This window comes from Microbacterium sp. P5_E9 (assembly GCF_054049175.1).
The window spans coordinates 560,006-585,826 of the sequence record NZ_JBFUMV010000002.1 but is presented as its reverse complement, the minus strand read 5'-3'; the positions used below and the strand labels follow the sequence as shown (position 1 = coordinate 585,826).

The following is a 25,821-nucleotide window of genomic DNA, read 5'->3' as shown; positions in this document are numbered from 1 at the left end:
CTCCCGGACTCAGAGTGTCGCCGCGAACTCCTTGAACCAGGGCCGCAGCTCTGGGCCGAGATCCTCGCGGTCCGCAGCGAGCTGCACGATCGCTTTGATGTAGTCAACCCTATCGCCGGTGTCATAGCGGCGACCCCGGAAGATGACCCCGTACACGCCAGGCCCGTCCGGGTCGGCGGCAAGCTCCTGGAGGGCATCGGTGAGCTGGATCTCCCCGCCCTTGCCCGGTTCAGTGTGCTCGAGCACGTCGAACACAGCCGGGCTGAGCACATAGCGTCCGATGACGGCGAGGTTGGAGGGGGCATCCGCAGCCTTCGGCTTCTCGACGAGACCGGTCACCCGCACGACATCGGGTGAATCGGTCGCTTCGACGGCAGCCGCGCCGTAGAGGTGGATGTGGTCGGCGTCGACCTCCATCAGCGCGACGATCGACGCGCCGGTGCGCTCCTGCTCCGCGATCATCGTCGTCAAGAGCGGGTCGCGCTCGTCGATCAGGTCGTCACCGAGCAGGACGGCGAACGGCGAGTCGCCCACGTGCGCCCGCGCCCGCAGCACGGCGTGCCCGAGACCCTTGGGATCCCCCTGGCGGACGAAGTGGATGTCGGCCAGATCGGTCGATTCCTGGACCTTCGCGAGCTTGTCCCGATCGCCCTTCTTCAGGAGGGTGGACTCGAGCTCCGGCACCGAGTCGAAGTGGTTCGAGAGGTTGTTCTTGTTGCGCCCGATGATGATCAGGATGTCGGTGATCCCGGCTCGGGTCGCCTCCTCCACCACGTACTGGATCGCCGGCTTGTCGACGACCGGCAGCATCTCCTTGGGCATCGCCTTGGTCGCCGGCAGGAAGCGCGTGCCGAGTCCGGCGGCGGGGATGACGGCTTTGATGGGTTTGTGGGGCATCCCCCGATCCTACGGCGCGGACGTCGGCACACCCGTGGCGACCTAGAATCGAGGCATGCCCGACGCCATCGCAGCCGCCAAGCGCGCCCTGCGCGCGGACCTGCGCGAACGCCGTCAGGCGCTCTCCGAGTCGGCACGGGATGCCGCGGCCGCCGGTGTGCGCGGTCAGCTCGACGCACTCGTCGAACGATACGGCGTCCGGTCGATGTCCTGCTTCCTCTCGACCACGATCGAGCCGGGCACCCGGGAGTTCGTGGATGCGGCCGTGGCACGCGGCATCCGGGTCCTCCTGCCCATCACGCGCGCCGACGGCCTGCTCGACTGGTCGGTCGCGACATCAGATGGCGACATCACCGAGGGGCTCCTCGGCATGCCCGAGCCGGTCGGCGAGCTGCTCGGCCCGATCGCCGTGAACGACGTCGATCTGCTCGTCATCCCGGCAGCCTCGGTGGATCGCACCGGGATGCGGCTCGGGTGGGGCCGCGGCTTCTTCGACAAGACCCTCGGATCCATGGAGCGCTGCCCGCCGGTCTACGCCGTCGTCTACGACTCGGAGGTCGTCGACCAGGTCCCGAGCGACATCCACGACCAGCGCGTCACCGGCGTTGTCACCCCGACCCAGACCATCGTCCTGTCGCCCCCGCGGCGCTGACCACGGAAAGCACATGCCCACCTACGCCTACGCATGCAAAGAGTGCGGCCATCGCTTCGATGCCGTCCAGTCCTTCGCCGACCCCACCCTGACCGAGTGCCCCGTGTGCGGCGGTGTTCTGCGCAAGGAGTACGGCTCGATCGGCGTCACCTTCAACGGCTCCGGCTTCTACCGGACCGACTCGCGTCCGAAGCCCACCGGGGAGAGCTCGTCGAGTTCCAGTTCCAGTTCGAGCTCCCCCGCGACGTCGACCCCGAAGTCCGAGACGAAGTCCTCGCCCGCACCGGCGAGCAGCGCATGATCAAAGGCTTCAAGGAGTTCGTCCTCCGCGGCAACGTCATCGACCTCGCGGTCGCCGTCGTCATCGGTGCGGCCTTCACCGGGATCGTCACGGCGATCGTCAACGGCTTCATCAACCCGCTGATCGCCCTCGTCTTCCAGGCCGAGACCCTCAATGGCATCGTCGTGCCGGTGCCCAATCTCAGCGGCGGGACGACGGACTTTCCGATCGGCCTCATCTTCGCCGCCGTCATCAACTTCATCGCGGTCGCGATCGTGGTCTACTTCGTGTTCGTCTACCCGATGAACCGGCTCAAGGAGCGCGCCGCCGCCAAGCAGGGCATCGCGGAAGAGGCCGAAGCCCTGCCGAGCGAGGCCGAGCTGCTCCTCCAGATCCGCGATCTGCTCGAGAAGCAGACTCCGTCGCGTCCCTAGCGTCACCAGTGCGGCGGGACGTCTCGCCGCATGCGCTCATCGTTGGGACCGGATGCCGCGGCCCCTGGTGTCTCGGCGATCTCCGCGTCGTCGGCCTCGACGTCGGCCGGAACCGGCTCAGGGCTCGTGCCGGGCGCGGGCGTCAGGCGCGCGCGGCGGGAGCCGGGGACCCGCTCGATCCGCTGGCGCTTATTCGATGACATCGATCGGCTGGGTGTCGGTGTCGGATCTCGCCGACTCCGCCGCGACGCCCAGCATCGCGCCGATCCGCGCCGCGACACCCGCGGGGTCGCTGTAGAGGTCGAAGGCGTGCACCCGCACATAGTGCCAGCCGAGTCTGCGCAGGATCTGGGGCCGCAGACGCAGTGACTCCCGCAGCGACTCGCCCACCGTCTCGGGGTCGCTCTCGACCACGACGGCCTTCCCGTCGTGCTGCGCGACGAGCGGCAGCAGGCCGCGGTAGTGCACATCGACGGAGAGGCCGAGGCTGCGCAGCTCCCTGGCGAGCGACCGGGTCAGCGGGTCGGCGAGATCTTCGAGGCGGGCCTCGCGCGAGCGTGCGGCGAGTCCGCCGAGGATCGACATCAGCGTCGCCGCACCGTACTCGAGCCGTCCGTCATCGAAGGCCGACGGGCGGATCGACGACACGATCACCATGGATCGCCGCGCGCGGGTCATCCCGACCGTCAGCAGCCGATCCCCGTCCGGCGTCGACAGATCGCCGAAGTCGCTGAGCACCCGGCCATGCTTGGTGAGCCCGAATCCGAGTGAGAACACGACCCGGTCGCGGCTCTCCGCGACGGACTCCTCGAGGGTCAGCACCGCGAAGGGCTCGGCCGTGTCGCGGGAGACGAAGTCGGCGACATCCGATCGCCCGGCGAAGGCCGTCTCGACGGCGGCGCGGATGCGCTCGGCGTGCTTGGCGCTGGCGGTGACGACCATCAGCGTCTCCGACCCGCGGTTCACGGCGTGCTCGACGACGAGCGTCACGACACGCGCGACCTCGGCATCCGGACTCTCCACCGCACCGGTGATCGCATCCGGCGTGCCCGAACCGCCCTCGACATAGTCGACGCTGAGGCTGCCGCGGCCGAGATAGGAGCCTGCCCACGGCAGCGACTTGAGCTCGCCGCCGTAGAACGCGTCGTTGACGAGCCGCGCGAGATCCTCGCCTCCCGCCCGGTAGCTGCGGGTGAGGGTCTCGACAGGAAGGAGTTCGGCGAGCCGTTCGAAGACGCTCGTCTGATCGAACGGCTCGAAGGAGTCGTCCGATGGCCGGGGAACACCTGCCGCGACGCGGAACGGCGTGGGCTTCTGGGTCACCGGGTCGCCGAAGACCACGACCTGGCGCGCGCGACGCAGGGCCGGCGCGGCCTCCGCCACGCACAGCGCGGCGGCATCGGCGATCACGACGACGTCGAACTCGCGACTGTCCGGCAGCTTGGGCACGTCGTACGGCGACGCGAGCCAGACCGGCGCGAGCGTCCGCAGCAGGGTGGGCGCCACCGCCATGAGCCGCGCGGCGTCCGCGCTCCCGTCGCGCAGCGCACCCTTGAGGGCCGCCGCCTCGGCCGCGTGGTCGACGATCCCGATTCGCCACTGCGTGGACAGCTGGGCGGCGAGCAGCGGACCGGATGCCGCGGCATGCGCTTCGTCGACGAGCCGGAAGTCGCGCTCCAGCCGGTCGACGACCGCGGTGTTAGCGCCGAGCAGGGCTCGGTCGGTGCCGAGCAGGTGCTCCAGGGCCGATTGCCACCAGGCGAATTCGAGTTCTTCGCCGACCGAATCCTCGGGCACGTGCCGCACAGACAGGTCGGTCAGAAGGCCGTCAAGACCGAGCGCGGCGAGATCGCTGCGGAGAGCTGCCCGCTCCATCAGATTGTCGAAGACGTCGGAGTCCGCCGCGAGACCCGCGATGGTCCGGACGAGATCGGCCACCGGCAGTCCCGCCAGGCGGTCGGCGCCGGATCGGCCGAGCATCGCGTCGACCTCGGCGAGGTCGGCGTCGACGCGCTGCCAGGCGACGTGCACATCCGCGAGCCCGATGGGCACCTCGGGGGTGACCCCCGCGTCCACGTGCTGCTGCCACTGTGCACGCTGCTCCTGGATGCGCACCAGCGCCTCGTGCACATCGGCGATGTGCACCCCGGGCCGGATGTACTCGCGCATGAGGCGCTTCAGATGCCGGCGCTGCGCGCCGGTCATGTTGGGGGCGTCGCGCCGAGGGGCGTGCGCCTGGATCAGCTCGCCCAGCGGCCGCTCGAAGACCGTGGGGCTGAAGTGATCGAGCGAGTCCCGGATGCCGAGCAGCAGCCGCAGGTAGATCCCGAGTTCTGCGATCGTGCGGAAGGGACGCATGCGGGTCTGTGCGACGAGCTCGTAGCCGCGCTCGAGCAGAGAAGGCACGCCGTGCCGGTGCAGCGTGCCGGTGAGTCCGTGCGCAGCACGTGCCTGCTCGGTCGTGTGGAAGGTCACCCCGTACCAGGGCGAATCCCCTGGCCCGACCTTGAACTCGCCGAGCCGGGCCGCCGCAGCGAGCTTGCCCGCGGCATCCGTCCGACGCTTCGAAAGACGCTCGAGGGTCGCCAGATCGAATCGCACCGCCGTCTCGGGTACCGACTCTGCACTGGTGAGCGTCGCGAGAGCGCGCAGGATGTCGAGCATCGAGACGCCGAGCGCGGGGTTTCGTTCGGTGATGGCGGCGCGGTAGTCGCGCAGCACGCCGCGCAGCCGGACCAGGGCATCATCGATGTCGGAGACCTTCGGCTGCTCGGCCTTCTCATTGCGCCCGATCGCGCGGATGAGGTCGCGCTGCGGGTCGCGCGGCGAGACCGGCAGGCCGCTGAGCCCCACCCCGGCGAGGCGGTGCCGGATCCCCTCGAGCGTCGAGCGGCGAGCGCTGACGACGAGCACGCTCTTGCCGGCCCAGACGAGCGAGCCGATCGCGTTGATGATGGTCTGCGTGCCGCCGGTGCCCGGGAGCGTGTGGACGGCGAGCGAGTGCCCTGCGGCGATCCGGGCGAGCACCGCCTCCTGCTCGGCATCGGCGTCGAGCAGCAGGGTGTCGGCGGCCGGCGCACGATCGTCGGGACTCGTGGTGGGCGGGACCGTGCGCATGAGGGTGAGCGCCTCGCGGTCGTCGGGGTGCCCGGCGAGCGCGTTGAGGATGGGGTGGTCGAGGTTGGCGGCATCCCGCACCATCGACGCGCCCACGTCGGCGAAGCTCGAGACGACGAGGCGCGGCTTCACCGTGAAGGAGTCGATCGCGCCGGTCAGCGTGCGCAGACGATCGATGACGGGCTGCGGCTTGAACACTCCGGCGTCGTACGCCAGGGCGGCGAGCGCTGCGGCATCCACCTCGATGCCGAAGTGCGTGCGGAGCGCCCGCACCAGTTCGGGGTTCACCGAGAACGCGCCGTGCAGCTTCACCTCGAAGTCGGCGTGGTGGCGGCGGATCGCGAGAGGACGAAGAAGGACGGGGGCGGTGCACTCCAGGCCGCCGATCCGCCACGATGCCAGGCCCACGGCGAGGTGGATCGTGTCGAGGCCGCGGGCGGTGCGGAGTTCTACGTTCTTGGCCGTGAGGCGCTCGGCGGCGATCCGCGCGGTGCGGAGGGCCACCTCGTCGCGGAACAGGCTCGACAGCAGCGTGGACCGGCCTGTGATGAACTTCGGCAGACTGCTCGGGTGCGCCTTGGTGATGTCGATGCCGGCATCGGCGGCGTCCGTGAAGTGCAACAGGGTCGATGGGCCACCGAGCTCGGCGCCTTCGCGGCGGAGCCGGTCGCGCTCCGGGGCCGCGATGTGCGCGACGACGACATCCGGCTCGGACAACCCGAGATCACCAGGACTCACGGATGCCGCGGGCATGGAGTCTTCTTCGCCGACCACGGCGCTTCCTTCGGCTCGCCACACGATAGCCAGACTATGCGCGAGGTGGGGTGGGCCCCTGGAGCCGGAGCCGAGTTTCGCCGGATTGACGACACGCCGATTGATCAGCGCTTCCTCCACAGGGCACTCGGCGCGCGCCGAGTGCACCGAGGCGGAAGCGGCCGGGGTGCCGCGCTGCGGGTGCCGCCAGGATGGAGCCATGGTCGAAACCTCCTTCCGCGTGCACCCCTCCCCCGTCGGTGATGTGCTGATCGTCGCCGGCCCGAGCGGGATCGTGGCCCTTCATCCGATCGATGGGCCGGTCGACGTCGCAGTCGGCCGCGTCGCCGCCGCCCTGCACAGCGCCCCCGAGCCGGACGATTCGGCCGGCGGCGACATCGATCGGCAACTCGACGAGTACTTCGAGGGCGTCCGCCGTGACTTCGACGTCACCCTCGACTGGAGGCTCGTGAACGGCTTCCACCGTGCCGCGCTCGAGGCCATCCGCGACATCCCCTATGGCGAGACCGCGGGCTATGGCGAGATCGCCATCGCAGCGGGCAGCCCACGAGCGGCTCGGGCCGTCGGCACCGCCTGTGCGACCACGCCGTTCTCGCTCGTCGTCCCGGTCCATCGGGTCATCCGTGCCGACGGCTCGCTCGGCGAGTACGGCGGGCGGCCCGAGGTCAAGCGATTCCTGCTCGACCTCGAGCGCGCCGCGGACGAGTAGGCCGTCCGCGCGCAGCGGCCCCGATCGGCTCCCCCAGGGTCCGATCGGGGCCGCTTCCACGTCCTTAGTGGGTCGTGGCCTTCTCGGCGCCGTGTCCCGACAGCGAACGCACGTCCATCTCGGCGGCGCGCCGGCGGTTCTCCGAGCCGGGCTTCGACACGATGGAGCCGAGCCAGCCGAGGAAGAACCCGAGCGGGATCGAGACGATCCCCGGATTGTTCAGCGGCCAGATCGCGACACCGACGTTCTTGAAGACGCTGGTCTCGGTGCCCCAGAACACGGGCGAGAGCAGGATCAGGATGATCGCCGCGGCGAGTCCGCCGTACATGCTCCATACCGCGCCTCGGGTCGTGAACCGGCGCCAGTACAGCGAATACAGGATCGTCGGCAGGTTCGCCGACGCCGCGACGGCGAAGGCGAGAGCCACGAGGAACGCGATGTTCTGACCCTGCACCGCGATGCCACCGAGGATAGCCAGGATCCCGATCACGATCACTGTGCGACGAGCGACCTTCACTTCGCCGTCCGGGGGCACGTTGCCCTTCTTCCAGACGCTCGCGTAGATGTCATGGGCGAACGAGGCCGCCGCGGTGATCGTGAGGCCCGCCACCACCGCGAGAATCGTCGCGAACGCGACCGCCGAGATGAAGCCCATCAGCAGCGGTCCGCCGAGGGCAAGCGCGAGCAGCGGCGCCGCGGAGTTGACGCCGCCCGGCGCTGCCTTGATCACGTCGGGACCGACGAGGGCGCCCGCTCCGTAGCCGAGCACCAGCGTGAACAGGTAGAAGATGCCGATGAGCCAGATCGCCCAGACCACCGAGCGGCGCGCCTCCTTGGCGGTCGGGACCGTATAGAAGCGCATGAGCACGTGCGGCAGGCCCGCCGTGCCGAGCACCAGAGCGATCGCGAGCGAAATGAAGTCCCACGGGTTCTTGCCGTATTGCAGGCCCGGGCCGAGGATCGCGTCCTTCGGGGTGGTCGTCGATGCCGCGACCGCGCTCTCGAGCAGGGCGTTGAAGCTGAATCCGTTGATGGCCAGCACCCATACCGTCATGACGAGCGCGCCGCCGATGAGCAGGAAGGCTTTCACGATCTGCACCCAGGTCGTGCCCTTCATGCCGCCGATGAGCACGTAGATGATCATGAGCACACCGACGACGGCGACCACGAGCGACTGACCCAGCTTGTCGTTGATGCCGAGCAGCAGCGCGACCAGACCGCCTGCGCCGGCCATCTGCGCCAGCAGATAGAAGAGGCAGACGGCGAGCGTCGTCACGGCAGCCGCCATGCGCACCGGACCCTGCTTCAGCCGGAACGACAGCACATCGGCCATCGTGAACTTGCCGGTGTTGCGCATGAGTTCGGCAACGAGCAGGAGCGCGACGAGCCACGCGACGAGGAAGCCGATCGAGTACAGGAATCCGTCGTACCCGTTGATCGCGATCGCCCCGGTGATGCCGAGGAAGGATGCGGCGGACAGGTAGTCGCCCGAGATCGCGAAGCCGTTCTGCGGCCCCGTGAACGACCGGCCGGCGGCGTAGTAGTCCGCGGCGGTCTTGCTGTTGCGACTCGCGCGGATGACGATGAGCAGCGTCACCGCGACGAAGGCCGCGAAGATCGAGATGTTGAGGATGGGGTTGTTCTCCACCGTCTGGACGGTGGCGTGGACAGCGCCGAAGAATTCGTTCACTCGCCCGCCTCCTGACCCTCGAGGTCAGCGCGGATCCGCGCTGAGAGCGGGTCGAGATGGCGGTTCGCGTACGAGACGTACCACATCGTGATCGCGAACGTCGTGACGAACTGACCGAGGCCGAGAAGCAGCCCCAGTGTGACCAGGCCCCAGACCTTCTGCGCCATGAAGTCCGGCGCGAAGGACGAAAGCAGAACGAACGCGAAGTACCAGACGAGGAACGCCACGGACAGCGGGAACACGAAGCTCCGGTGCTTTCGCTTGAGCTCGAGGAACTGCGGCGTACGCTCCTCGGCGAGGTAGTCGAGGCCGCCCGGAGGGGCGGTTTCGGTGGGGGATTCGGACATTCTTGAAGGCCTCCTTGCCTTGTGGTGTCGCCGCTGAGATGGTCTCAGCGGGCGTCGTACAGCGCGCGGTCGCGGCCGCGGACGGCCTCGACCAGCGCATCGAGGACCGTGGGGTCCTCGATGGTCGCGGGGGTGCGGAATGGCTCGCCATCGACGATCTGCCGCATCGTCTTGCGCAGGATCTTGCCGGATCTGGTCTTGGGCAGCCGGTCGAGGATCATGACGTCGCGGAACGCGGCGACGGGTCCGATGTGCTCGCGTACGAGGGCGACGAGTTCGGCCTCGAGGGTGTCGTGATCGATGTGCTCGTGCGCCTTGAGCGTCACGAAGCCGGCCGCCCGCTGTCCCTTGAGCGCGTCGTGCACGCCGATGACGGCGCACTCGGCGACGGCATGGTGGCGGGTGAGCACCTCTTCGAGCGAGCCCGTCGAGAGCCGGTGTCCCGCGACGTTGATGACGTCGTCGGTGCGACCCATGACGAACACATAGCCGTCCGCGTCGATGTATCCGGCATCGCCCGTCGCGTAGAAGCCCGGGAACGCATCGAGGTACGCCTCGCGGAACCTCTCCAGGCGTCCCCAGATGCCGGTGAGCGCGCCGGGTGGAAGGGGAAGGCGCAACGCGATATTCCCCTCGGGCGAAGCGCCGCCCGGGCCGGTGCCGGTGACATCCCGGCCGCGGCTGTCGAGGATGCGCACGTCGTAGCCCGGCATCGGCACCGCCGTCGACCCGGCCTTGGCTGCGAGCGGCTCGAACCCCATGGGGTTCGCGCAGATCGGCCAGCCGGTCTCGGTCTGCCACCAGTGGTCGACGATCGGCACGCCGAGGCCTTCGTTCGCCCAGTGCCAGGTCTCGGTGTCGAGCCGCTCGCCGGCGAGGAACAGCGTCTTGAGACCTGACAGTGCACCCTCGGGCAGCTCCTCGAGGTCTGGGTCGACGCGACGGATGGCGCGCAGCGCCGTGGGCGCCGTGAACATCGCCTTCACGCCGCACTCCTGCACGGTCCGCCAGAACTCCCCGGCATCCGGCGTGCCCACCGGTTTGCCCTCGTAGAGCACGGTCGTCGCTCCCACCAGGAGCGGTCCGTAGACGATGAAGGAGTGTCCGACGACCCACCCGACGTCGGAGGCGGTGAACATCGTGTCACCTGGTCCGATGTCGTAGATGTTGCGCATCGCCCAGGCAAGCGCCACGGCATAGCCTCCGGTGTCGCGGACGATCCCCTTCGGGTCACCAGTGGTGCCGGAGGTATAGAGGACATACAGCGGATCGGTGGATACGACGGGCACCGGTGCGACCGGATGCGCTGCCGCGACGACCTCGTCCCAATCGCACCAGCGGACGCCGTCAACCGTTCCGGCGAAGTCGGCGGCGCATCCGGGGACGGCCGCACGATCGCGCACCACGACCGTGCGGACGATCCCGGGTGCCGCCTCCAGTGCCTTGCGCACGATCGGCAGGTACTCCACGATGCGGCCGGGCTCGAGTCCCCCCGAGGCCGTCACGAGCACCGTCGGCCGTGCGTCGGCGATCCGCACGGCGAGCTCGGTGGCCGCGAATCCTCCGAACACCACCGAGTGCACGGCGCCGAGCCGCGCGCAGGCGAGCATCGCGATGACCGCCTCCGGCGTCATCGGCAGGTAGAGCAGCACGCGGTCCCTTCGGTCGACCCCGAGTTCGCGGAGGGCTCCCGCGAACTCGGCGACCCGGTCGCGCAGCTGTTCGAAGGTGTAGTCCTTATGTGTGCCCGTCATGGCCGAGCGGTAGCGGAGCGCGACGAAATCTCCCCTGCCCGCCTCGACATGACGGTCGAGGCAGTTCGCACTCAGGTTCAGCGCGCCATCCGGAAACCAGCTCCACTCGGCATCCTTCTCGGCGAGCGCGCGGCGCGGCGGCACCGTCCAATCGATCGCGGCTGCGGCATCGAGCCAGAATGCGGCGGGCTCGTCGAGACTGCGCCGCCATTCTGCGTGGTAATCGACCATCGGCGCTCTCCTTCGGGTGCCTTCCCCGAGCGGACGTCCGTTGTCGACCCGGTGGTATGGTCGACGCTACGAATCAACTCGACGCTGGCGTCACCCCCAGAAGTAGGTAGTCCGTGGATGTAGAAGCGGACCACGACCGCGACCGTGATCTCATCGCCCGCGCCGTCGCAGAGCTGGTGCGACGCACCGAGTTCCCCCTCGCCTTCGGCGGACTCGCCGATGACCGCTCCGTCGAGATCACGGCGACCGCAGGCACCCGGACCCGCCACCTGCACGGGCTCGTCGTCCATTCCGAGCGCGGTCTCGGCGGTCGCGCCCTCATCGAGAAGCGTCCTCGCCTGGCCGTCGATTACCGCACCTCACGCAGCATCACCCACGACTACGACGGCGCTGTGCTGGGCGAGGGGATCTCGACGCTGTTCGCGATGCCGCTCGTCGTCGCGGGCACGGCGCGCGGCATCCTGTATCTGGGCGCGTGGTCGGAGTCGCCGGTCGGAGACCTCGCTCTGCAGCCTGCGCTCGCGATCGCCGAGGCGACCGGCGGTGAGCTCCGCATCCGCGACGAGGTCGCGCGGCGCGTCGCGCTCGCACCTCGCCGCAGCGAGCTGCAGGGGATGGATGCCGCGGCCCGGGAAGAGCTGCGTGAGAGCTATGCGGAGCTGCGGAGCATCACCGCGTCCGTTCAGGACGCACAGGTGCGGGAGCGGCTGCAGCACCTGGAGCGGCGCCTCGCGGCGCTGTCGGCGCAGGATTCCGGTGGCGCCGAAACCGATGTCACCCTCTCACCGCGGGAGACGGATGTGCTCGCCCGGGTTGCGCTGGGCGCGACGAATGCGGAAATCGCCTCGAGCCTCGCCCTGAAGGAGGCCACCGTGAAGTCGTACCTGCAGTCTGCGATGGGCAAGCTCGACGCCTCGACGCGGCACTCCGCAGTCGCGAAGGCGCGGCGTGTCGGGCTTCTCCCCTAGTCCCCGCCCGCGAGCGCTGGCTAGGGTGGCTCCATGGCTCGCAGAATCGTGCATCAGCTCGTCGACGACCTCGACGGGACAATACTCGAGGTCGGAGAGGGCGAGACGGTGCATTTCTCGCTCGACGGCGTCGCGTACGAGATCGACCTGACCGACGACAATGCCGCGGCGCTCCGCGCCGCGCTTTCTCCCTATCGCGACGCGGCCCGGTCGATCTCCGGGGCACGCGCCACCGCGTCCAGGGGTGGATCGGCTGGTGCCCGCCAGCAGCGTCGCAGTGGTCAGCGCGACTTCGGACCGGTGCGCAAGTGGGCCAGGGACAACGGCTATCAGGTCTCAGAGCGCGGCCGGGTTCCGGCGTCCGTCATCGACGCGTACGAGGCGGCGCACTAGCCGCACGACGCCCCAGGGCGTCAGCTGACCGGCTTGGTGGCGACCAAGTCCGGCTCGACGGGCGCACCCGCCTCATCGGCAGCGCGCTTCGCATCGATGGCCGCGTCGTCGGCCGCTTCCTGCAGCGCTGACTTCGCGCGCAGCGGCGGGGTCTTGAAGAAGAGCGACAGGATGAAGGCGACGAGCACGACCCACAGCGCGACGCGGTAGACCGTCACCGCAGATGCGTTGAATGCGACCAGGATCGGCTTGGTCAGCTCGGCGGCCGCGCCGGTGAGGAACGAGGTGTCGTCGAGGGCGTCCCCGCCGACAGCCGAATCGTCGCCGGAGCCGTTGAACTGGTCGAGGAGAGTCGGCACGAGCGCCGCCACGAAGTCCTCGCGCGCCGCGTCGTCCGAGAAGTCCAGGGTCACGGTGCCGTCGTCCGCGATGCTCGCGACCGGGATCTCGATCTCGATCTGCGCGGCCGCCGCCTGCTGGGCCTGCGCGATCGCGGCAGCCTCCGCCGCCGGCTGGGCCGACGCCGGGATCTCGCCGGCCGCGACCTTGTCTGCCACGGCCTTGGTGGCGGCATCCGATGCGGCCGTGAGGCCGCCCTCGATCTTCGTCGTCGTCGCGTCCGTCACCTGCGTCACGATCGGGCCGTAGATCTGATCCATGATCTCGGCATTCTCCGGCGCCGATGAGACGGACGGGTCGAAGGCGGCATCCAGTGCGTCGGTGAGGGTCTCCTCGTCGGCGAACGAGGCCTGGATGTTCGTCGGCATCGAGGCGAACAGGAGCGAGAGGAGCACCGCCGTGCCGAGGGTTCCACCGATCTGGCGGAAGAACGTGGACGCGCTCGTGGCAACACCCATGTCGCGCAGGCCTACCGAGTTCTGGCTGGCGATCGTGAGGGTCTGCATGAGCTGGCCGAGGCCGAGCCCGATGAAGAGCATCGCCCCCGCGATGAACCAGTAAGACCGGTCGTACTGCAGGAAGGTCAGCCAGAAGAAACCGAACGACAGGCAGAGGGTCCCGATGATGGGGAACATCCGGTAGCGGCCGGTGCGCGCGATGATCTGGCCGCTGAGGATCGAGGCGGTCATCATGCCGACGATCATCGGCAGCATCTGCAGGCCGCTCTGGGTCGGCGTGGACCCGAGCACCAGCTGCAGGTACAGCGGGATCGTCAGCATCGCGCCGAACATGCCGAAGCCGACGAGCACGCCGATCACGGTCGCCATCGAGAAGGTCGACGAGCGGAAGAGCTTCAGCGGGATGAGCGCATCATCCTTCATCACGGATTCGACGATCACGAACGCGATCACGCCGATGACGCCGATGACGTAGCAGGCGATCGAGAGCGGCGAGCCCCAGCCCCACACCCGGCCCTGCTCGGCGACAAGGAGGAGCGGCACGAGCGCCATGATGACGAAGGTGGCGCCCCACCAGTCGATGCGGACCGATTCGCGCGGATGCCGCGGGAGGTGCAGGAAGCGGAGGACGATCGCGAGCGCGAACAGCCCGATCGGCACGTTGATGAGGAAGACCCAGCGCCAGCCGGCGATCCCGAGGATCTCGTCGGCGCCGGCGAAGAGTCCGCCGATGAGCGGGCCGAGCAGGCTCGAGACGCCGAATACCGCGAGGAAGTAGCCCTGATATCTGGCCCGCTCGCGAGGGGCGAGCATGTCGCCCATGATGGCCAGCGGCATCGACATCAGGCCGCCGGCACCCAATCCCTGGATGGCGCGGAAGACAGCGAGTTCGGTCATCGAAGTCGAGAAGCTGGCAAGGATCGACCCGATGATGAAGATGACGATCGCGAAGATGAACAGCGGTCGACGGCCGAAGATGTCGGAGAGCTTGCCGTAGATCGGCGTCGAGATCGTCGAGACGATCAGGTACGACGTCGTCACCCACGCCTGCATGCTGAGCCCGTTGAGGTCGTCGCCGATCGTGCGGATCGCCGTGCCGACGACGGTCTGATCGAGGGCCGAGAGGAACATGCCGGCCATCAGCCCGAACATGACGAACAGGATCATCCGGTGGGTCATCACCGGTGCGGCCCCGGTGGGCCCGGTCTGCGGCTTCGCTGCGACGTCTGACATGGAGTCCTCGATGAGTTCGGGTAACGATGGCGACTCCAGCGTCGTCAGTCTTGAGTCACAGCCTAAAGGCGCGGCCGGACGTCGGGCGCGGTGGATCCGCTGTCGGCGAACCCGGCCTGGGCTGCTCGGCGCAGTGCTGAGATGGTGGCATGGATGAGGAAGAGGCGCTGGACGCATACTCCTCCGCGGTGGTGCGGATCGCCGAGACGCTGCTGCCATCCGTCGCCGCCGTGTCGGTGCGCTCCGCGCGGGGAGCGAGTGCGGGAAGCGCCTCGGTGATCTCCACGGACTCCCACCTGCTGACGAGTGCGCACGTCGTGGCCGGCGCGGATCGGGCCGAGGTGGCCTTCTCGGACGGCTCCGTGCTGGCGGCCCGCGTGGTCGGCAGCGATCCGCTCTCCGATCTCGCCGTGCTTCGCGCCGACGGGAGCACGCCACCACCGGTTCCGCTCGGGGACGCGTCGAAGCTGCGGGTCGGGCAGCTCGTAGTCGCGCTCGGCAATCCCATGGGGATGGCGGGCAGCGTCACCGCGGGGATCGTCTCAGCTCTCGGGCGGTCCCTCCCCACGCAGTCCGGGCGCGTGGTCGACGAGGTGATCCAGACGGATGCCTCGCTCAACCCTGGCAGCAGCGGCGGGGTGCTCGCTGACAGCGCGGGACGCATGGTCGGCGTGAACACGGCGGTCGCCGGGGTGGGCCTCGGGCTCGCCGTGCCGATCAACGTCACGACCCAGGAGATCATCCGGACACTGATGACCAGCGGTCGCGTCCGGCGTGCATGGCTCGGCGTCGCCGGTGCTCAGATCACCTTGAGTACCGAACTGGCCGCGCGGGTCGGATCGCGCACCGGGATGCAGGTCGCCGCCGTGGTGCCGGGCAGTCCGGCAGCCACCGCCGGCGCGCGCCGCGGAGACATCGTGATCAGCGTCGACAATGTGCATGTCACGAGCCCCACCGGCCTGCAGCGGCTCATGGTCGAGCACGCGATCGGGCGGCGGATCGAGCTGACGGTGTGGCGCAACGGCGCGCTGGTGGACGTCGTGGTGGAGCCTGAGGAGCTGCGCGTCGGCTGATTCAGCCCCCGTCAGCCGTCGTAGGTGTCGGTCCAGGACGCGATGTCGACTCCATGGTTGTCGGGCGACGCGAGCGACCACCACGCGGGAGCGTGCGAACCGTCGGCGAGCCTGCCTCCGGCCGCGATCGCGGCATCCACCCGTGCACGGGCCCGGTCGGCTGATACGAAGACATCGAAGTGGGTCCGGCCTCGCGCTGGTGAGTCCCCGGTGATCGGGTTGAACGCGAGTTGCGGCCCGCAGCGCAGCGGATCGACGGCGTCCGTCTCTCCGAGCGCCTCGTAGCCCAAGGCGGCCATGAAGAACGGCCTCGCGTCGGCCTGAGAGTGCTGGGCGACGTAGATGCCGATCGACTGCGCGCTCGACGGATCGGGCGTCAGCCGCAGCTCCGCGGCGGCCCGGGACACGACGGCAGCGAACTCGGCGGCGGCCGCGGGGATGCCCTCCTCGCTGCGGTTGGGGACGCGCACGATGACTGCCTCGGGACGTACGTCGACGTCGGGCAGGATGCCGAAGCGCTCGGCAGCCCCCACGATCGGAGCGATGAGGCTCGCGGCGTGGGAGAGGGAGGTCGCGGTGAAGACGGTCTGCGGACCGGTGCCGGTGACACGCCAGTCGGAGACGTCCGGCGCCCGGTGGAATTCGGCCGGGGAGATCCACCCCGATCCGCTCGTCGATTCGCCCATCGAAACTCCCTCGCAAGCCGGCGGAGTCCTACGCCCTCCAGGACCGATGACCGCACGCGGACTACACGGTACTCGGAGGCCGCGGCACACGCATCCAGCCCAGCTCCGCGCGTGACCTCAGGTCAGCCCGATGTGCTCGCCGGGATGCCCGTTGCGGATGCGACGGGGGGACGGAAGGCCGGCGAGTATGGTCACGACGACACTCGCGTGCCGCTAGTGCTCTCGGGCGCGCTCAGCGGGCCAGGGCTCCGCGTCCACAGCGCTGTGCCGATGGGCTTTAGGGAGCCTTCACAGGCGGCATAATCTTTGAGACAACCGAACAGGCAGTGAGGAGATTGGGATGCCGTTTCGGAACCTGGAGACTCTCGAGTCGTGGCTCGACGAGTTCCGCGAGCTCGGGTACCCGCTTTCGGGGGCGCTGAAGGTGATCGTGCAAGACGGCGCCGGTGGCGCCGACACCGGACTGGTGGGTTTCCGCCTCACCAATGCGGCGACGTTCGTGTCCATCGAGCCGGCCGGCGCCGATGCCACGTCATGGGTGGCGACGATGGAACCTCGTGAGACCGAAGAAGTGCTCGACTCCGCCGCCTTGCTCAGCCTGTCCGGCGAGTTGGCGACGCTCTCCGCGCTATGCACGTTCCTGCAGGCGAAGTCACAGTCTTACATCGGCAGCCGCCGAGCCTGATCTCCCGCTCAGCCGCTGGTACTGACTGCGGCGGTCAGATCGTTCAAGATCGCCGCCAACTCCTCGGTCCGGGTGGGATCGATCCCTCCGGCGGCCGTGTCGAACTCGTCGTCGAACCTGCTCAACGCCGACCACGGCTCAACGGCGGTGTCGATGGTCGCCGTGATGCGGTTCACTCGTCGATCGACCGTGTCGATATCACGCCGCACGGCACCCCGGTCCACCAGGCGATCGATCAGGGTCGTTATGCCGGCCGACGTGATGCCGAGATAGTCGCGCAGGGTCGTGGGGCGAGTTCCTGGGTTATCCACGATGAACATCAGCGCCTTCGCATCCATCTCGTTGATGTTCAAACGGCGCCGGGCCGCGATCATCGCCGCGTTACGCGCGTCGAGATACACCCGGAGCGCGCGACCCAGAGTCGCCGACGATGAAGCGTCTGCCATGCCCTCAACCTCCCCTTGCTAATCGATCCCCTTGGATAGCTTAGCAACTTTAGCTAAGCAATCTGATGTTTAGATTTATTAGTTAGAAAAGCTAGATATCTGCTATGGTCGAGGTGTCCCGTCGAGGTAGGCGACGACATCCGAACAGAAGGGAGCTGACATGAACAGCAGCTCTGGAGGATCTCTCCGATCCCGACCCCGCCGCCGTGCCACGTTCGTGCCCCGGCCCACGATCCTGCACAAGATCTGGAGCGCCATCGCGTTCCCGATCTCGTCCGCCAGCTGAGCCCCGAGATCATGGGACAGCTCTTCTACGGCAATGCCGAAGCGATCATCATCCCCGACCGGCAGCTTGCGTACCTCAAGATCATCGCGACAACCAAGCTGCGGAGAAGCGAGTGCTTCACCGTCAGCTGGCAACACGTCGACGACACCCCCGGCGCGCGCACCACCATCTGGCTCCAGCCCGCCATCCCGCTGCGGTTCGTTTTCGATCAGGCCGCCCCCGAAGAACTCAGCAGCGTCCACCTGCGTGAGCTCGCCGAGCGTGCGAACTCCGCGGCCGGCCTGACATTGGATCTCGCCGAAGACCTCGACGCGGACCTTCACGAGCTCACCGCACCGAAACCAGCACGAGTGGCCTGACCCCTCGCCGATCCAGTCCTGACGCGAAGCCGTGACCCGGAACTGCCCCCACGGAGATCACCCGACCGCACGGCATCCCAGCACGGGCCTCCGCCCAGGTCGAACTGAAGTTCGTCCCGTCGTGCCGCGCGTAACCTCGACACATGCGCTGGGTTGCCCTCCTGCGAAACGTCAACCAGGGTCAGCGGGGTCACCCGAGGACCGCCGACATCCGCGCGGGTTTCGCTGACGCCGGATGCCGTGACGTCGAGCTGCTGCAGAGCAACGGGACTGTTCTGTTCGACGCGGATGATCCGGTCGAAGCTGCCGAGAGGGCGGCCGTGGCGATCGCCGCCCGATCGGGACATCAGCGGGAGGTGTTCTGCATCCCGCTTGCTTCGCTGGCGGAGGTGGTAGACCGGCACAGCGACGCCGTGGACCTCTCTCGATACGAGTTCACGCTTCACGGCGGTGGCCGGCTCGATCTCATGGCTCCCGAGATGACCAAGGAAGCTGACCGGCGCCGCTGCGAGATCGTCGACGCCGGGCCCGGCTGGGCGATCATCTGCAACCGGATCGACGGCGAAGGTCACGCCACCCGCGTCGTCGAGACCCTCACCGGCGGTCCTGCCACCTCCCGAGGGCTGCCCACCCTCATGCGACTGATCAGCCGGTTCGGTGAGTAGCGGACCTGGCTCGCGGCGATCGCAGAAGTGCGACACTGGGCGCATGGTTTCCGTCTACGAGGCTGCGGGTGGCGCCGACGGACTCGAGCGACTGGCCGGCGCGTGGCATACCCGGGTCATCGCCGACGAAGTCGTCAGCCACGCCTTCAGCCATGGCTTTCATCCCGAGCACACGAAGCGACTGGCGGCGTACTGGGCAGAGGCATTAGGAGGACCGGCGACTTTCTCAGCCCTGTACGGCGACGAAACGTCGGTCGTGCGGCTGCACAGCGGCAACGGCGGCCCTCACGACGAGATGGATCGTCGAGCCATCGTCTGTTTCGACCAGGCCCTGATCGACGTCGGTCTCGGCAAAGCAGATCCTGTCGCACATGTGCTCCACGACTACTTCGCCTGGGCCACGACGACGACGATGTCCCGTTACCAACGCTCCGCAGACGATGTGCCCGACCACCTGGAGATCCCGAAGTGGTCGTGGGCCGGACTCGTCGACACATCCTGACCAACGACCCAAGCAGAAAGAGAGCAAGATCAACATGCCGACCATCGAGGTCGTCAAGGACGACAGCCAGGTTGCGCTGAGGAGGGCGTCGTGACAGACACCACCCCCACCGGCGAGGACAAGTGGGCCGGGCACAACATGGCGTTCGAGACTGCGTACCCGTTCGCAGACATCAATCCGACCTTCACCGAGCACTGGTGCTCCGTGTGCGGCAAGGCGTCCCGCTTCCCCGTGGATCAGTTGGTGCAGATCAGGCACCACTGGCGCGGCGAGTCGCAGTGGCGGTCGTACTGCCCCGAGCACGCGAACGGCAAGGAGTGGGAGAAGCACGACCCGACCCGCACCCGTCGCAACGAAGTGATGTGCGACGTGCACTTCATCCTCCACCCCGTCGGCACCGGCTGCCCGTCCTGCTCATAGCCGAGAAGAACCCCGCGCACCGCGCTAGTGCGTGGCGCACCGACTCGACTCGGACAGCCCGCCGCATCGCTCGCGATCAGCTCGGGCGCGAATGTGAAGGCCGTGGTCAAAGGGAAAAAACAGCGGTGCCCCTGGAGGGACTCGAAGTCCCGCTGACCGGATTTGACTCGATCTGAAATGCTGGTTTTTCCGCGTATTTCCGCGGTTTTTCGTTCTTCGATCTTGCACTCGATCGGGCTCGATCTGGTTCGATTTCTGACGAGTGTGGGCAAAGTGTGGGCAGACGGTCAAACCTCGCGGTCCAGCGTCGTGGCGAAGTCTTCAGCCTTCCCATGGGTCGTGCAGGACGATCCCGGCATCGGCGAAGTCGCGTGTGTTTCTGGTGGCGAGCGCGTGACCGCCCGCGAGGCAGATCGCGGCGATCATGGTGTCTTCCACGCTCACCGCATGCCCCGCCGCTTCACGCCGCGCACGGACGTCCGCATAATGCCGCGCCGCTGAGGCGTCGTAGGCGAGCAGACGATCACCGGATGCCGAGACGAGCGCATCAATCGCCGATAAGAGCTGATCCCGCCGCCGTCCAGGCGCAAGACGCTGCGCCCCGTACAGAAGTTCACCCCCGGTGATCGAGGTCAGCGCGATCTCCCCACCGTGGTCGGCGAGCCACGCGAGCACACGCGGATCGGGGACCGAGCGCAGCGGCTCGGACAGCACGTTCGTGTCAGCGACGATCACGATAGGTCGATCCCTCGGGCGGGCGAGCGATCGGGCACATCGAACTCACCGCGCAACGAAGCAGCCGCGGTGACCCAATCCGCGACGAAATCCGGTGGAGCACTGACCGCTCCGGCGAGGATGTCGCGAACCTCCGCTTCCATCGACTGGTTATGCGCCGCGGCACGCTCCTTCAAAGCACGCCGTGTAGTCTCCGGCAGATTCCGAATAGTCAACGTCGCCACAACACCCACCTCCTGACAGCAATGCTAGCACCGGGGCGCGCCGAGGCGGTGTGCTCGGGTCGGACCGAACTGATGCGCGCGCGGGTGCGAGAGGATGAGGCGGTGATCGCCTATCAGCGCCCGTCGATCGATGCACCGGTGTTTCGTGACGCCGACGGTGAGGTCATCAGCTATGGGAATCGGTGGGGCGGGTCGCCCCCGGTGGACACCTACTCGGTAGATACGCATCCGGAGCGCTTCGCGCCACTGCACACCGTCGCCGACGCCCTCATCGCGCACCTGCGCAACACCTACGACGTCGAAGTCCACGAAGGCGAAGAGACGACCGGAGACTTGCTGCACCCCGCAGGTCCCGACGTGGTGCGTGCGGTACGGATTCGACCAAATGACCCGGCTTGCGCGTCCCTGACCTTCGTCTTCACCGCCTACCCGGGGATCTACATGCATGCCGGACTGCTCCACGACTTTCAGTACCCTGTCTGCGGCTGCGACGCCTGCGACTCCACCTGGGACGCTGAGGCCGACGACATGGAGCGCCAGGTGCAAGCAGTCGTCACCGGAAACTATCGCGAGGTCATCGAACGCGGGCTACGGCCATGGGTCGAGCACACCTTCACCTACCCCGACGGCGGTTGGCGGGGTGGGCGTTGCCGCGCGCAGGACATCCCCGCGGAGCGCCTCAAAGCGGCCAAGCCGATCCTCCGCAGCCTCTCCGAAGGGTGGTCGGCCTGGCCCCACTCGGCTTCAGATTCTTGATCAACACGACCTTGTCGTCGTTGGGTTGATTTCGTCGGCAAGTATGCATTGCACCGGGTCGACGGCGTCCACGTCGATCTGCTTCCTGACGCCGGCTGCGAACCAATCGCCCCTTCCCGCGCACGACTCGAAGTCCCTATGACGCCTCAAGCGGGTGGATATTGTCGATCGCTGAGCCGAGCGCGTCGCGCTCAATCTCGAGGTCGTAGTTGCTCTGCAGGTTGATCCAGAACTGTGCGGACGTGCCGAAGTAGCGCCCGAGGCGCAATGCCGTGTCGGCGGTGATGCGCCGCTTGCCGTGCACGATCTCGTTGATGCGCCGTGGAGGCACCTCGATGGCCACCGCCAGTCGATGCTGATTGATGCCGAGCGGCACGATGAACTCCTCCATCAACACCTCGCCTGGCTGAATCGGGGCGACCTTCCGCATTTCTCTGCACCTCCCTCCGTGCTCCGCCAGGGTATAACGCGCCGCGTCATGGGTGCGGGATCGCACGAGACGTGCTTACGCAACCACGCGGGCCGAGGCGGTGTGCTCCGAAGGAGTGCGCCGCGCCCCTGCAGTTCACGTCAGCCGTTTCGATTGGCAACAGCACTCAGACCGCCACGCGCCGCGGCGGGTGAGCTGGCACGCGAGGGCGGTGACGAACATTACGAACCCGAGAAGCACCGCCACGACGGGGCGGGAGCACCCCGATCGAGAAGTCCGACACCGCCTCGCCCAAGGCTGTGGAAGCGGCTTTGGTCGCCCAGAACAGGATTGACACTTCTGCCACCCGTCGGACAGCGGTCGTTCGTTGCGAGGTCGTAGTCAAATTGGGTGGTTCCGTCGTCCCGGTCTGCGCTCGATAGAGATTTGGAGTGCCATCGCCGAAGCCGTCGGCGGTCAGCCAGTGGATTCGCTTACCGCAGTATTCTGGCGGCGCTTGGCAAGCCCGGCGATGACGACGGGTGCGACGGTGACGCCGATGATCCCGAGCATGATCCACTCGATATTGGATGCGACCCACGGGATAGACCCGAGCAGGTAGCCCGCGACTCCGAGCACGGTCGCCCAGATCACCCCGCTGGCGGCATTCCAGATGCTGAAGACGGGATGCCGCATGGTCGAAGCCCCGGCGGCAGGCGCGATGTATGTGCGCACAATCGGCACGAACCGGGCAAGTATCAGTGCAGCTCTGCCCCACTTCTCGAAGAACGCCTCCGTCTGTTCGAGGTACTCCGGCTTGAACGCTCGGGCGCCCGGCCGGAAGAGGCTGCGCCCATAGCGGCGACCTAGGACGAATCCCACCTCACCCCCGGCGATCGCAGCGATCGCGGTGATCAGCACGACCAGCGGCCAGGGCACATTCAACGCGCCGGCCAGGATCGCTGCGGCGAACACTAGGCTGTCGCCGGGAAGGAACGGGAACAGCAGCCCATTCTCGATGAAGACGATCGCGAAGACCATGAGCAGAGCGATGGGGCCGAATCCCGCCAGCGTGCCGATGAGGTCCATTCGGCGAGCCTAGAGTGCCGCCTCATGAAGGGACTGAGCGAATGGGCGAATAGACCCCGCCGAATCTGAGAGATCGTTCAGACCGCGCCCATCCGACCCTCAGCGAGTGCGCCCGCCCGTGACATCGGATTTTTCGATCGTCGCTGTCATGCCTAAGGTTAGGGTCACCTAACAAGAGGAGTAGTCGAGTGTCGTTCGGAGCTGTGGTGCTGTTGGGGATCGTCGCAGGGGCGACCATTCTGCTGGGGATGCCGATCGGAAGGCTGCGGTCACCCTCAGTGGGCTTGCGGGTGATGCTCAGCGCCGGCGCTGTCGGCGTTCTGCTCTTTCTGGTGTGGGACGTTCTCTCGGCAGCGTGGGAGCCGATCGACGCGCTGCTCGCCGACGGGTCCAACCCTGCCCTGCTACTGGCGAACGGGCTGTTGTTCGTGGTGGGGATCGCGGTCGGGCTGCTGTCGATTCCGCTGTTTCAGAGACTGGCGCAGCGGTCCCAGGACCCGAGTGAGCCGGCTCCGCGACGGCTTGCGGTGCTGATCGCGATCGGGATCGGGCTGCACAACATGGCTGAGGGGCTCGCGATCGGGCAGTCGGCGGCGACAGGTCAGATCGCTTTGGCGACGGTGCTGGTCGTGGGATTCGCGTTGCACAATGCGACGGAGGGTTTCGGCATCGTTGCACCCCTCGCCGGCGATGAGCGCCGCCCGTCGTGGGGCTTCCTGCTGCTTCTCGCATTGATCGGCGGCGGTCCCACATTCGTGGGCACGATCATCGGCTGGACCTTCGTCAGCGAACAGCTCAGCATCCTGTTCCTGTCCCTGGCTGCCGGGTCGATCATCTTCGTCGTGATCCAACTCCTCGGCGTCGCCGCCCGGGCGCGCCGCAGTCAACTCGTCGGGTATGGCGTATTCCTCGGGCTGATGGCCGGCTTCCTCACCGACGGGATCCTCGTCGCCGCCGGGGCATAAGAGGCACCTTCCCACGCACGGCGCGTGCACGAAGAGGGTCTTGTGAGCACCTTGACACTCCCGCCACGGAAACGATCGGCCGCAATTGGACGCTACGACCCCGCTTGGGAGCTCGGGATACGCACCACGAAGCGGGCTCCGTAGTCCCTGTCGGCGTCGAGAGCGAGGGAGCCGCCGTGCAGGCTCACCAGTTCGCGTGCAATCGCCAACCCGAGTCCGGTGCCTCCCGTCGCGGATCCGCGAGCATCGTCCGCACGTCCGAAGCGTTCGAAGATGTGGTCCTGCAGGTCCGACGGCACCCCAGGACCGTCGTCCGCGACAGTGAGCACGGCATCCGTCCCGGTTTCGGTGAGTTCGATGTCGATCCGCGTTGCGGCATAGCGCAGTGCGTTGTCGAGCAGGTTTCGGACGACGCGGGTCAGCTGGCCGGCGTCCCCGAGCACCTGCGCCGCCGATACACGCGAAACGTCGATCGTGAGCGCGGTCTGCCCGCGGTCGCGCACCTCGGCGAGGACGATGTCATCCAAGTCGACGAGGTCTCGCGTGGCGGCGGGGATCGCTTCGTCGAGCCGCGCAAGCAGAAGCAGGTCGTCGATGAGGCGCTGGAGGCGCTCGGCGTCCTTCAGCGCGCCGCGATGGGTGGCGTTGAGGTCGGCAGTTTCAGGGTGGGCGAGATCGACTTCGAGTGCGGTGCGTATCCGCGCGAGCGGGCTGCGGAGCTCGTGCGATGCGTCCGAGACGAAGCGAGCCTGCCGTTCCGTGGTCGCCTCGAGGCGGGCGAGCATCGAGTTCATGGTCTGAGCGAGCCGCGCGATCTCGTCGTTCGATCGCGGCACGGGCACCCGCTGGTCGAGGCTCGATCCACTGATCTCGGCGACCCGCGATCGGATCCGTTCGACCGGCCGCAGGACGCGTCCGACCAACAGCCAGATCGCCAGCGCAAGGAGCATTGTTGCGATCGGAACGGCGATCAGCAGACTCCTGGTGAGAGCGTCCACGCTCTCGTCGACGTCGTCGAGGGGTGTGCCGACGATGATCGTGTATTCGCCGTGGCGTTCCGTGCGCACCCGGAACCGGGTGTCGCTGGACCCTTCCCCGACGATCACGGATGTCGCGCCGGAAGCGGGCGCGGTGAGATCGAGCCCGGGTGCTCCCGCCGTCGACGCGATGATCTCGCCCGACGCGTCGCGGACGATCGCGAAGGACTCTTCATCGCCGCGACCAGGGATCACCTCGCTCAGCGTTCCGGCATCCAGTTGCATGGTGATCGCACGGGCGTATCGCTGCAGGACCTCATCGACGCTGTCCGTCAAGACGGTGCGCTGGGTCGTGACCAGAGCCGTCGCGGCGATGATGAGCACGAGGAGCACGACGAGCGAAGCCACTGCAGACACGCTCGCACGAACGCCCATCAGCCCAGCCGGTACCCGGCACCGCGCACGGTGCCGATCAGGGTCGCTGATGTCAACGCCGCGATCTTGCGACGCAGCCGTGCGATGTACACCTCGACGATGTTCGGGTCGCCTTCAAAGTCGTCCTGCCAGACTCCGGCAAGGATGTCGCGCTTCGAAAGAAGCTGTCCGGGGCGGTGCAGGAAGAAGGCAAGAACGTCGAATTCTCGCGCCGTCAGGGGCAGTTCTGACTCACCGATCCAGGCGCGGTGCGCGAGTGGATCGACGCGCAGGTCCCCCATCGTGGTGGGCGGCGGGGGCCCGAATGCGGCGCGTCTGGTCAACGCGTGAAGGCGGGCGACCAGCACGGGAAAACTGAAGGGTTTCACGAGATAGTCGTCCGCGCCGGTATCGAGAGCCTCCGCCTCGTCAAGGTCGCCATCCTTCGCGGTCAGCATCAGCACCGGTGTCCAGTCGCCGGAGGCGCGCAAGTCGGCGCAGACCCGGAAGCCGCTGATCCCGGGGAGCATGATGTCGAGGACGATGACGTCGTAACTGCCTTCCTGGGCGCGCCAGAGGCCATCGATACCGTTGCCCGCCACCTCGACGGTGAACCCCTCCGCCGTCAGGCCGCGCTTGACCGCGCCGACGAGAACGGCGTCGTCATCTACGACGAGTACCTTCACACAATTCCTCGAGTCGCTGTACGCAGGCGAACCGCCCGCATTGTCCGGCGCATCCGCTGCTGCTCAGCGTAGGACTGCGTCAGGCTCCGCGGGCGGGTGGAACTGTGC

The 25,821-nt window shown here is 67.8% G+C and carries 29 protein-coding genes; 14 read left to right on the top strand and 15 right to left on the bottom strand.

The window, feature by feature from the left end; all coding sequences use genetic code 11:
* Positions 1-9 precede the first annotated feature (9 nt).
* Positions 10-897 carry a UTP--glucose-1-phosphate uridylyltransferase GalU gene (gene galU, locus ACXJ3V_RS06155; protein WP_457099375.1) on the bottom strand — a complete coding sequence of 296 codons (888 nt, stop codon included), beginning with the start codon at positions 895-897 and terminating at the stop codon, positions 10-12.
* Positions 898-952: 55 nt separating this feature from the next.
* Here galU and ACXJ3V_RS06150 point away from each other — a divergent pair, with 55 nt between their 5' ends.
* From ACXJ3V_RS06150 to mscL, 3 genes are read left to right on the top strand one after another with little or no spacing between them, the layout of a single operon-like run.
* Positions 953-1,549 carry a 5-formyltetrahydrofolate cyclo-ligase gene (locus tag ACXJ3V_RS06150; protein WP_457099374.1) on the top strand — a complete coding sequence of 199 codons (597 nt, stop codon included), beginning with the start codon at positions 953-955 and terminating at the stop codon, positions 1,547-1,549.
* 13 nt (positions 1,550-1,562) lie between these two features.
* A complete protein-coding gene (locus ACXJ3V_RS06145; protein WP_457099373.1) occupies positions 1,563-1,850 on the top strand; it encodes an FmdB family zinc ribbon protein in 288 nt (95 codons plus the stop codon).
* Positions 1,847-2,263: a large conductance mechanosensitive channel protein MscL gene (gene mscL / locus ACXJ3V_RS06140; RefSeq protein ID WP_457099372.1), complete on the top strand. Its 417-nt coding sequence runs from the start codon at positions 1,847-1,849 to the stop codon at positions 2,261-2,263. Before ACXJ3V_RS06145 ends, mscL begins: the two co-directional genes overlap by 4 nt.
* 2 nt (positions 2,264-2,265) lie before the next feature.
* Here mscL and ACXJ3V_RS06135 read toward each other — a convergent pair whose 3' ends face one another.
* Positions 2,266-2,466 (bottom strand): hypothetical protein, encoded by a 201-nt coding sequence (locus ACXJ3V_RS06135; protein ID WP_457099371.1) that lies wholly within the window; start codon positions 2,464-2,466, stop codon positions 2,266-2,268.
* The gene (locus ACXJ3V_RS06130) at positions 2,453-6,133 is read right to left on the bottom strand and encodes an AAA family ATPase (RefSeq protein ID WP_457099428.1); all 3,681 of its coding nucleotides are present in this window, start codon (positions 6,131-6,133) and stop codon (positions 2,453-2,455) included. Before ACXJ3V_RS06130 ends, ACXJ3V_RS06135 begins: the two co-directional genes overlap by 14 nt.
* Positions 6,134-6,353: 220 nt before the next feature.
* Between ACXJ3V_RS06130 and ACXJ3V_RS06125 the strand changes: the two genes are divergently transcribed.
* On the top strand, positions 6,354-6,863 hold the full coding sequence (locus tag ACXJ3V_RS06125) for a methylated-DNA--[protein]-cysteine S-methyltransferase (RefSeq protein ID WP_457099370.1): 510 nt from the start codon (positions 6,354-6,356) through the stop codon (positions 6,861-6,863).
* 64 nt (positions 6,864-6,927) lie between these two features.
* Here the strand turns inward: ACXJ3V_RS06125 and ACXJ3V_RS06120 are convergent, their stop codons facing one another.
* From ACXJ3V_RS06120 to ACXJ3V_RS06110, 3 genes are read right to left on the bottom strand one after another with little or no spacing between them, the layout of a single operon-like run.
* Positions 6,928-8,553 carry a solute symporter family protein gene (locus ACXJ3V_RS06120; RefSeq protein ID WP_457099369.1) on the bottom strand — a complete coding sequence of 542 codons (1,626 nt, stop codon included), beginning with the start codon at positions 8,551-8,553 and terminating at the stop codon, positions 6,928-6,930.
* Positions 8,550-8,900 (bottom strand): DUF485 domain-containing protein, encoded by a 351-nt coding sequence (locus ACXJ3V_RS06115; RefSeq protein ID WP_457099368.1) that lies wholly within the window; start codon positions 8,898-8,900, stop codon positions 8,550-8,552. The genes ACXJ3V_RS06120 and ACXJ3V_RS06115 overlap by 4 nt, the downstream gene beginning before the upstream one ends.
* A 44-nt stretch (positions 8,901-8,944) precedes the next feature.
* Positions 8,945-10,885 carry an AMP-binding protein gene (locus ACXJ3V_RS06110; protein ID WP_457099367.1) on the bottom strand — a complete coding sequence of 647 codons (1,941 nt, stop codon included), beginning with the start codon at positions 10,883-10,885 and terminating at the stop codon, positions 8,945-8,947.
* 113 nt (positions 10,886-10,998) lie between these two features.
* Between ACXJ3V_RS06110 and ACXJ3V_RS06105 the strand changes: the two genes are divergently transcribed.
* Positions 10,999-11,853, top strand: a complete 855-nt coding sequence (locus tag ACXJ3V_RS06105; RefSeq protein ID WP_457099366.1) for a LuxR C-terminal-related transcriptional regulator — start codon at positions 10,999-11,001, stop codon at positions 11,851-11,853.
* 33 nt (positions 11,854-11,886) lie between these two features.
* A complete protein-coding gene (locus ACXJ3V_RS06100; RefSeq protein ID WP_457099365.1) occupies positions 11,887-12,246 on the top strand; it encodes a histone-like nucleoid-structuring protein Lsr2 in 360 nt (119 codons plus the stop codon).
* Between the two features lie 20 nt (positions 12,247-12,266).
* Here ACXJ3V_RS06100 and ACXJ3V_RS06095 read toward each other — a convergent pair whose 3' ends face one another.
* On the bottom strand, positions 12,267-14,336 hold the full coding sequence (locus ACXJ3V_RS06095) for an MDR family MFS transporter (RefSeq protein WP_457099364.1): 2,070 nt from the start codon (positions 14,334-14,336) through the stop codon (positions 12,267-12,269).
* A gap of 149 nt (positions 14,337-14,485) precedes the next feature.
* Here ACXJ3V_RS06095 and ACXJ3V_RS06090 point away from each other — a divergent pair, with 149 nt between their 5' ends.
* The gene (locus ACXJ3V_RS06090) at positions 14,486-15,409 is read left to right on the top strand and encodes a S1C family serine protease (RefSeq protein ID WP_457099363.1); all 924 of its coding nucleotides are present in this window, start codon (positions 14,486-14,488) and stop codon (positions 15,407-15,409) included.
* Positions 15,410-15,420: 11 nt separating this feature from the next.
* Here ACXJ3V_RS06090 and ACXJ3V_RS06085 read toward each other — a convergent pair whose 3' ends face one another.
* Positions 15,421-16,095, bottom strand: a complete 675-nt coding sequence (locus ACXJ3V_RS06085) for a VOC family protein (RefSeq protein WP_457099362.1) — start codon at positions 16,093-16,095, stop codon at positions 15,421-15,423.
* A 340-nt stretch (positions 16,096-16,435) separates the two neighbouring features.
* Between ACXJ3V_RS06085 and ACXJ3V_RS06080 the strand changes: the two genes are divergently transcribed.
* Positions 16,436-16,780: a hypothetical protein gene (locus ACXJ3V_RS06080; protein ID WP_457099361.1), complete on the top strand. Its 345-nt coding sequence runs from the start codon at positions 16,436-16,438 to the stop codon at positions 16,778-16,780.
* Positions 16,781-16,788: 8 nt separating this feature from the next.
* On the opposite strand, the gene ACXJ3V_RS06075 is transcribed toward ACXJ3V_RS06080, so the two are convergent.
* On the bottom strand, positions 16,789-17,181 hold the full coding sequence (locus ACXJ3V_RS06075; protein ID WP_457099360.1) for a MarR family winged helix-turn-helix transcriptional regulator: 393 nt from the start codon (positions 17,179-17,181) through the stop codon (positions 16,789-16,791).
* 342 nt (positions 17,182-17,523) lie between these two features.
* Here ACXJ3V_RS06075 and ACXJ3V_RS06070 point away from each other — a divergent pair, with 342 nt between their 5' ends.
* The 4 genes from ACXJ3V_RS06070 (at position 17,524) to ACXJ3V_RS06055 (ending at position 19,458) form a co-directional block, all read left to right on the top strand.
* On the top strand, positions 17,524-17,871 hold the full coding sequence (locus tag ACXJ3V_RS06070) for a DUF7882 family protein (protein ID WP_457099359.1): 348 nt from the start codon (positions 17,524-17,526) through the stop codon (positions 17,869-17,871).
* A 143-nt stretch (positions 17,872-18,014) separates the two neighbouring features.
* Positions 18,015-18,536, top strand: a complete 522-nt coding sequence (locus ACXJ3V_RS06065; protein WP_457099358.1) for a DUF1697 domain-containing protein — start codon at positions 18,015-18,017, stop codon at positions 18,534-18,536.
* A 43-nt stretch (positions 18,537-18,579) separates the two neighbouring features.
* Positions 18,580-19,038, top strand: coding sequence for a group II truncated hemoglobin (locus ACXJ3V_RS06060; RefSeq protein WP_457099357.1), 459 nt, complete (start codon positions 18,580-18,582; stop codon positions 19,036-19,038).
* A gap of 90 nt (positions 19,039-19,128) precedes the next feature.
* On the top strand, positions 19,129-19,458 hold the full coding sequence (locus tag ACXJ3V_RS06055) for a hypothetical protein (RefSeq protein WP_457099356.1): 330 nt from the start codon (positions 19,129-19,131) through the stop codon (positions 19,456-19,458).
* Between the two features lie 321 nt (positions 19,459-19,779).
* Here the strand turns inward: ACXJ3V_RS06055 and ACXJ3V_RS06050 are convergent, their stop codons facing one another.
* Positions 19,780-20,193 (bottom strand): PIN domain-containing protein, encoded by a 414-nt coding sequence (locus tag ACXJ3V_RS06050; protein WP_457099355.1) that lies wholly within the window; start codon positions 20,191-20,193, stop codon positions 19,780-19,782.
* Positions 20,190-20,417, bottom strand: coding sequence for a FitA-like ribbon-helix-helix domain-containing protein (locus ACXJ3V_RS06045; RefSeq protein WP_457099354.1), 228 nt, complete (start codon positions 20,415-20,417; stop codon positions 20,190-20,192). Before ACXJ3V_RS06045 ends, ACXJ3V_RS06050 begins: the two co-directional genes overlap by 4 nt.
* A gap of 102 nt (positions 20,418-20,519) precedes the next feature.
* Here ACXJ3V_RS06045 and ACXJ3V_RS06040 point away from each other — a divergent pair, with 102 nt between their 5' ends.
* On the top strand, positions 20,520-21,173 hold the full coding sequence (locus ACXJ3V_RS06040; RefSeq protein ID WP_457099353.1) for a DUF6226 family protein: 654 nt from the start codon (positions 20,520-20,522) through the stop codon (positions 21,171-21,173).
* Positions 21,174-21,309: 136 nt separating this feature from the next.
* Here the strand turns inward: ACXJ3V_RS06040 and ACXJ3V_RS06035 are convergent, their stop codons facing one another.
* Complete coding sequence (locus tag ACXJ3V_RS06035) at positions 21,310-21,603, bottom strand: HigA family addiction module antitoxin (protein ID WP_457099352.1); 294 nt, start codon at positions 21,601-21,603, stop codon at positions 21,310-21,312.
* A 456-nt stretch (positions 21,604-22,059) separates the two neighbouring features.
* The gene (locus tag ACXJ3V_RS06030) at positions 22,060-22,671 is read right to left on the bottom strand and encodes a DedA family protein (protein WP_457099351.1); all 612 of its coding nucleotides are present in this window, start codon (positions 22,669-22,671) and stop codon (positions 22,060-22,062) included.
* Between the two features lie 188 nt (positions 22,672-22,859).
* Between ACXJ3V_RS06030 and ACXJ3V_RS06025 the strand changes: the two genes are divergently transcribed.
* Entirely contained in the window at positions 22,860-23,636 is a 777-nt protein-coding gene (locus ACXJ3V_RS06025; protein ID WP_457099350.1) for a ZIP family metal transporter, read from the top strand.
* 92 nt (positions 23,637-23,728) lie between these two features.
* Here the strand turns inward: ACXJ3V_RS06025 and ACXJ3V_RS06020 are convergent, their stop codons facing one another.
* A complete protein-coding gene (locus tag ACXJ3V_RS06020) occupies positions 23,729-25,021 on the bottom strand; it encodes an ATP-binding protein (protein ID WP_457099349.1) in 1,293 nt (430 codons plus the stop codon).
* A 26-nt stretch (positions 25,022-25,047) separates the two neighbouring features.
* Positions 25,048-25,713: a response regulator transcription factor gene (locus tag ACXJ3V_RS06015; protein ID WP_457099348.1), complete on the bottom strand. Its 666-nt coding sequence runs from the start codon at positions 25,711-25,713 to the stop codon at positions 25,048-25,050.
* Positions 25,714-25,821: the final 108 nt, after the last annotated feature.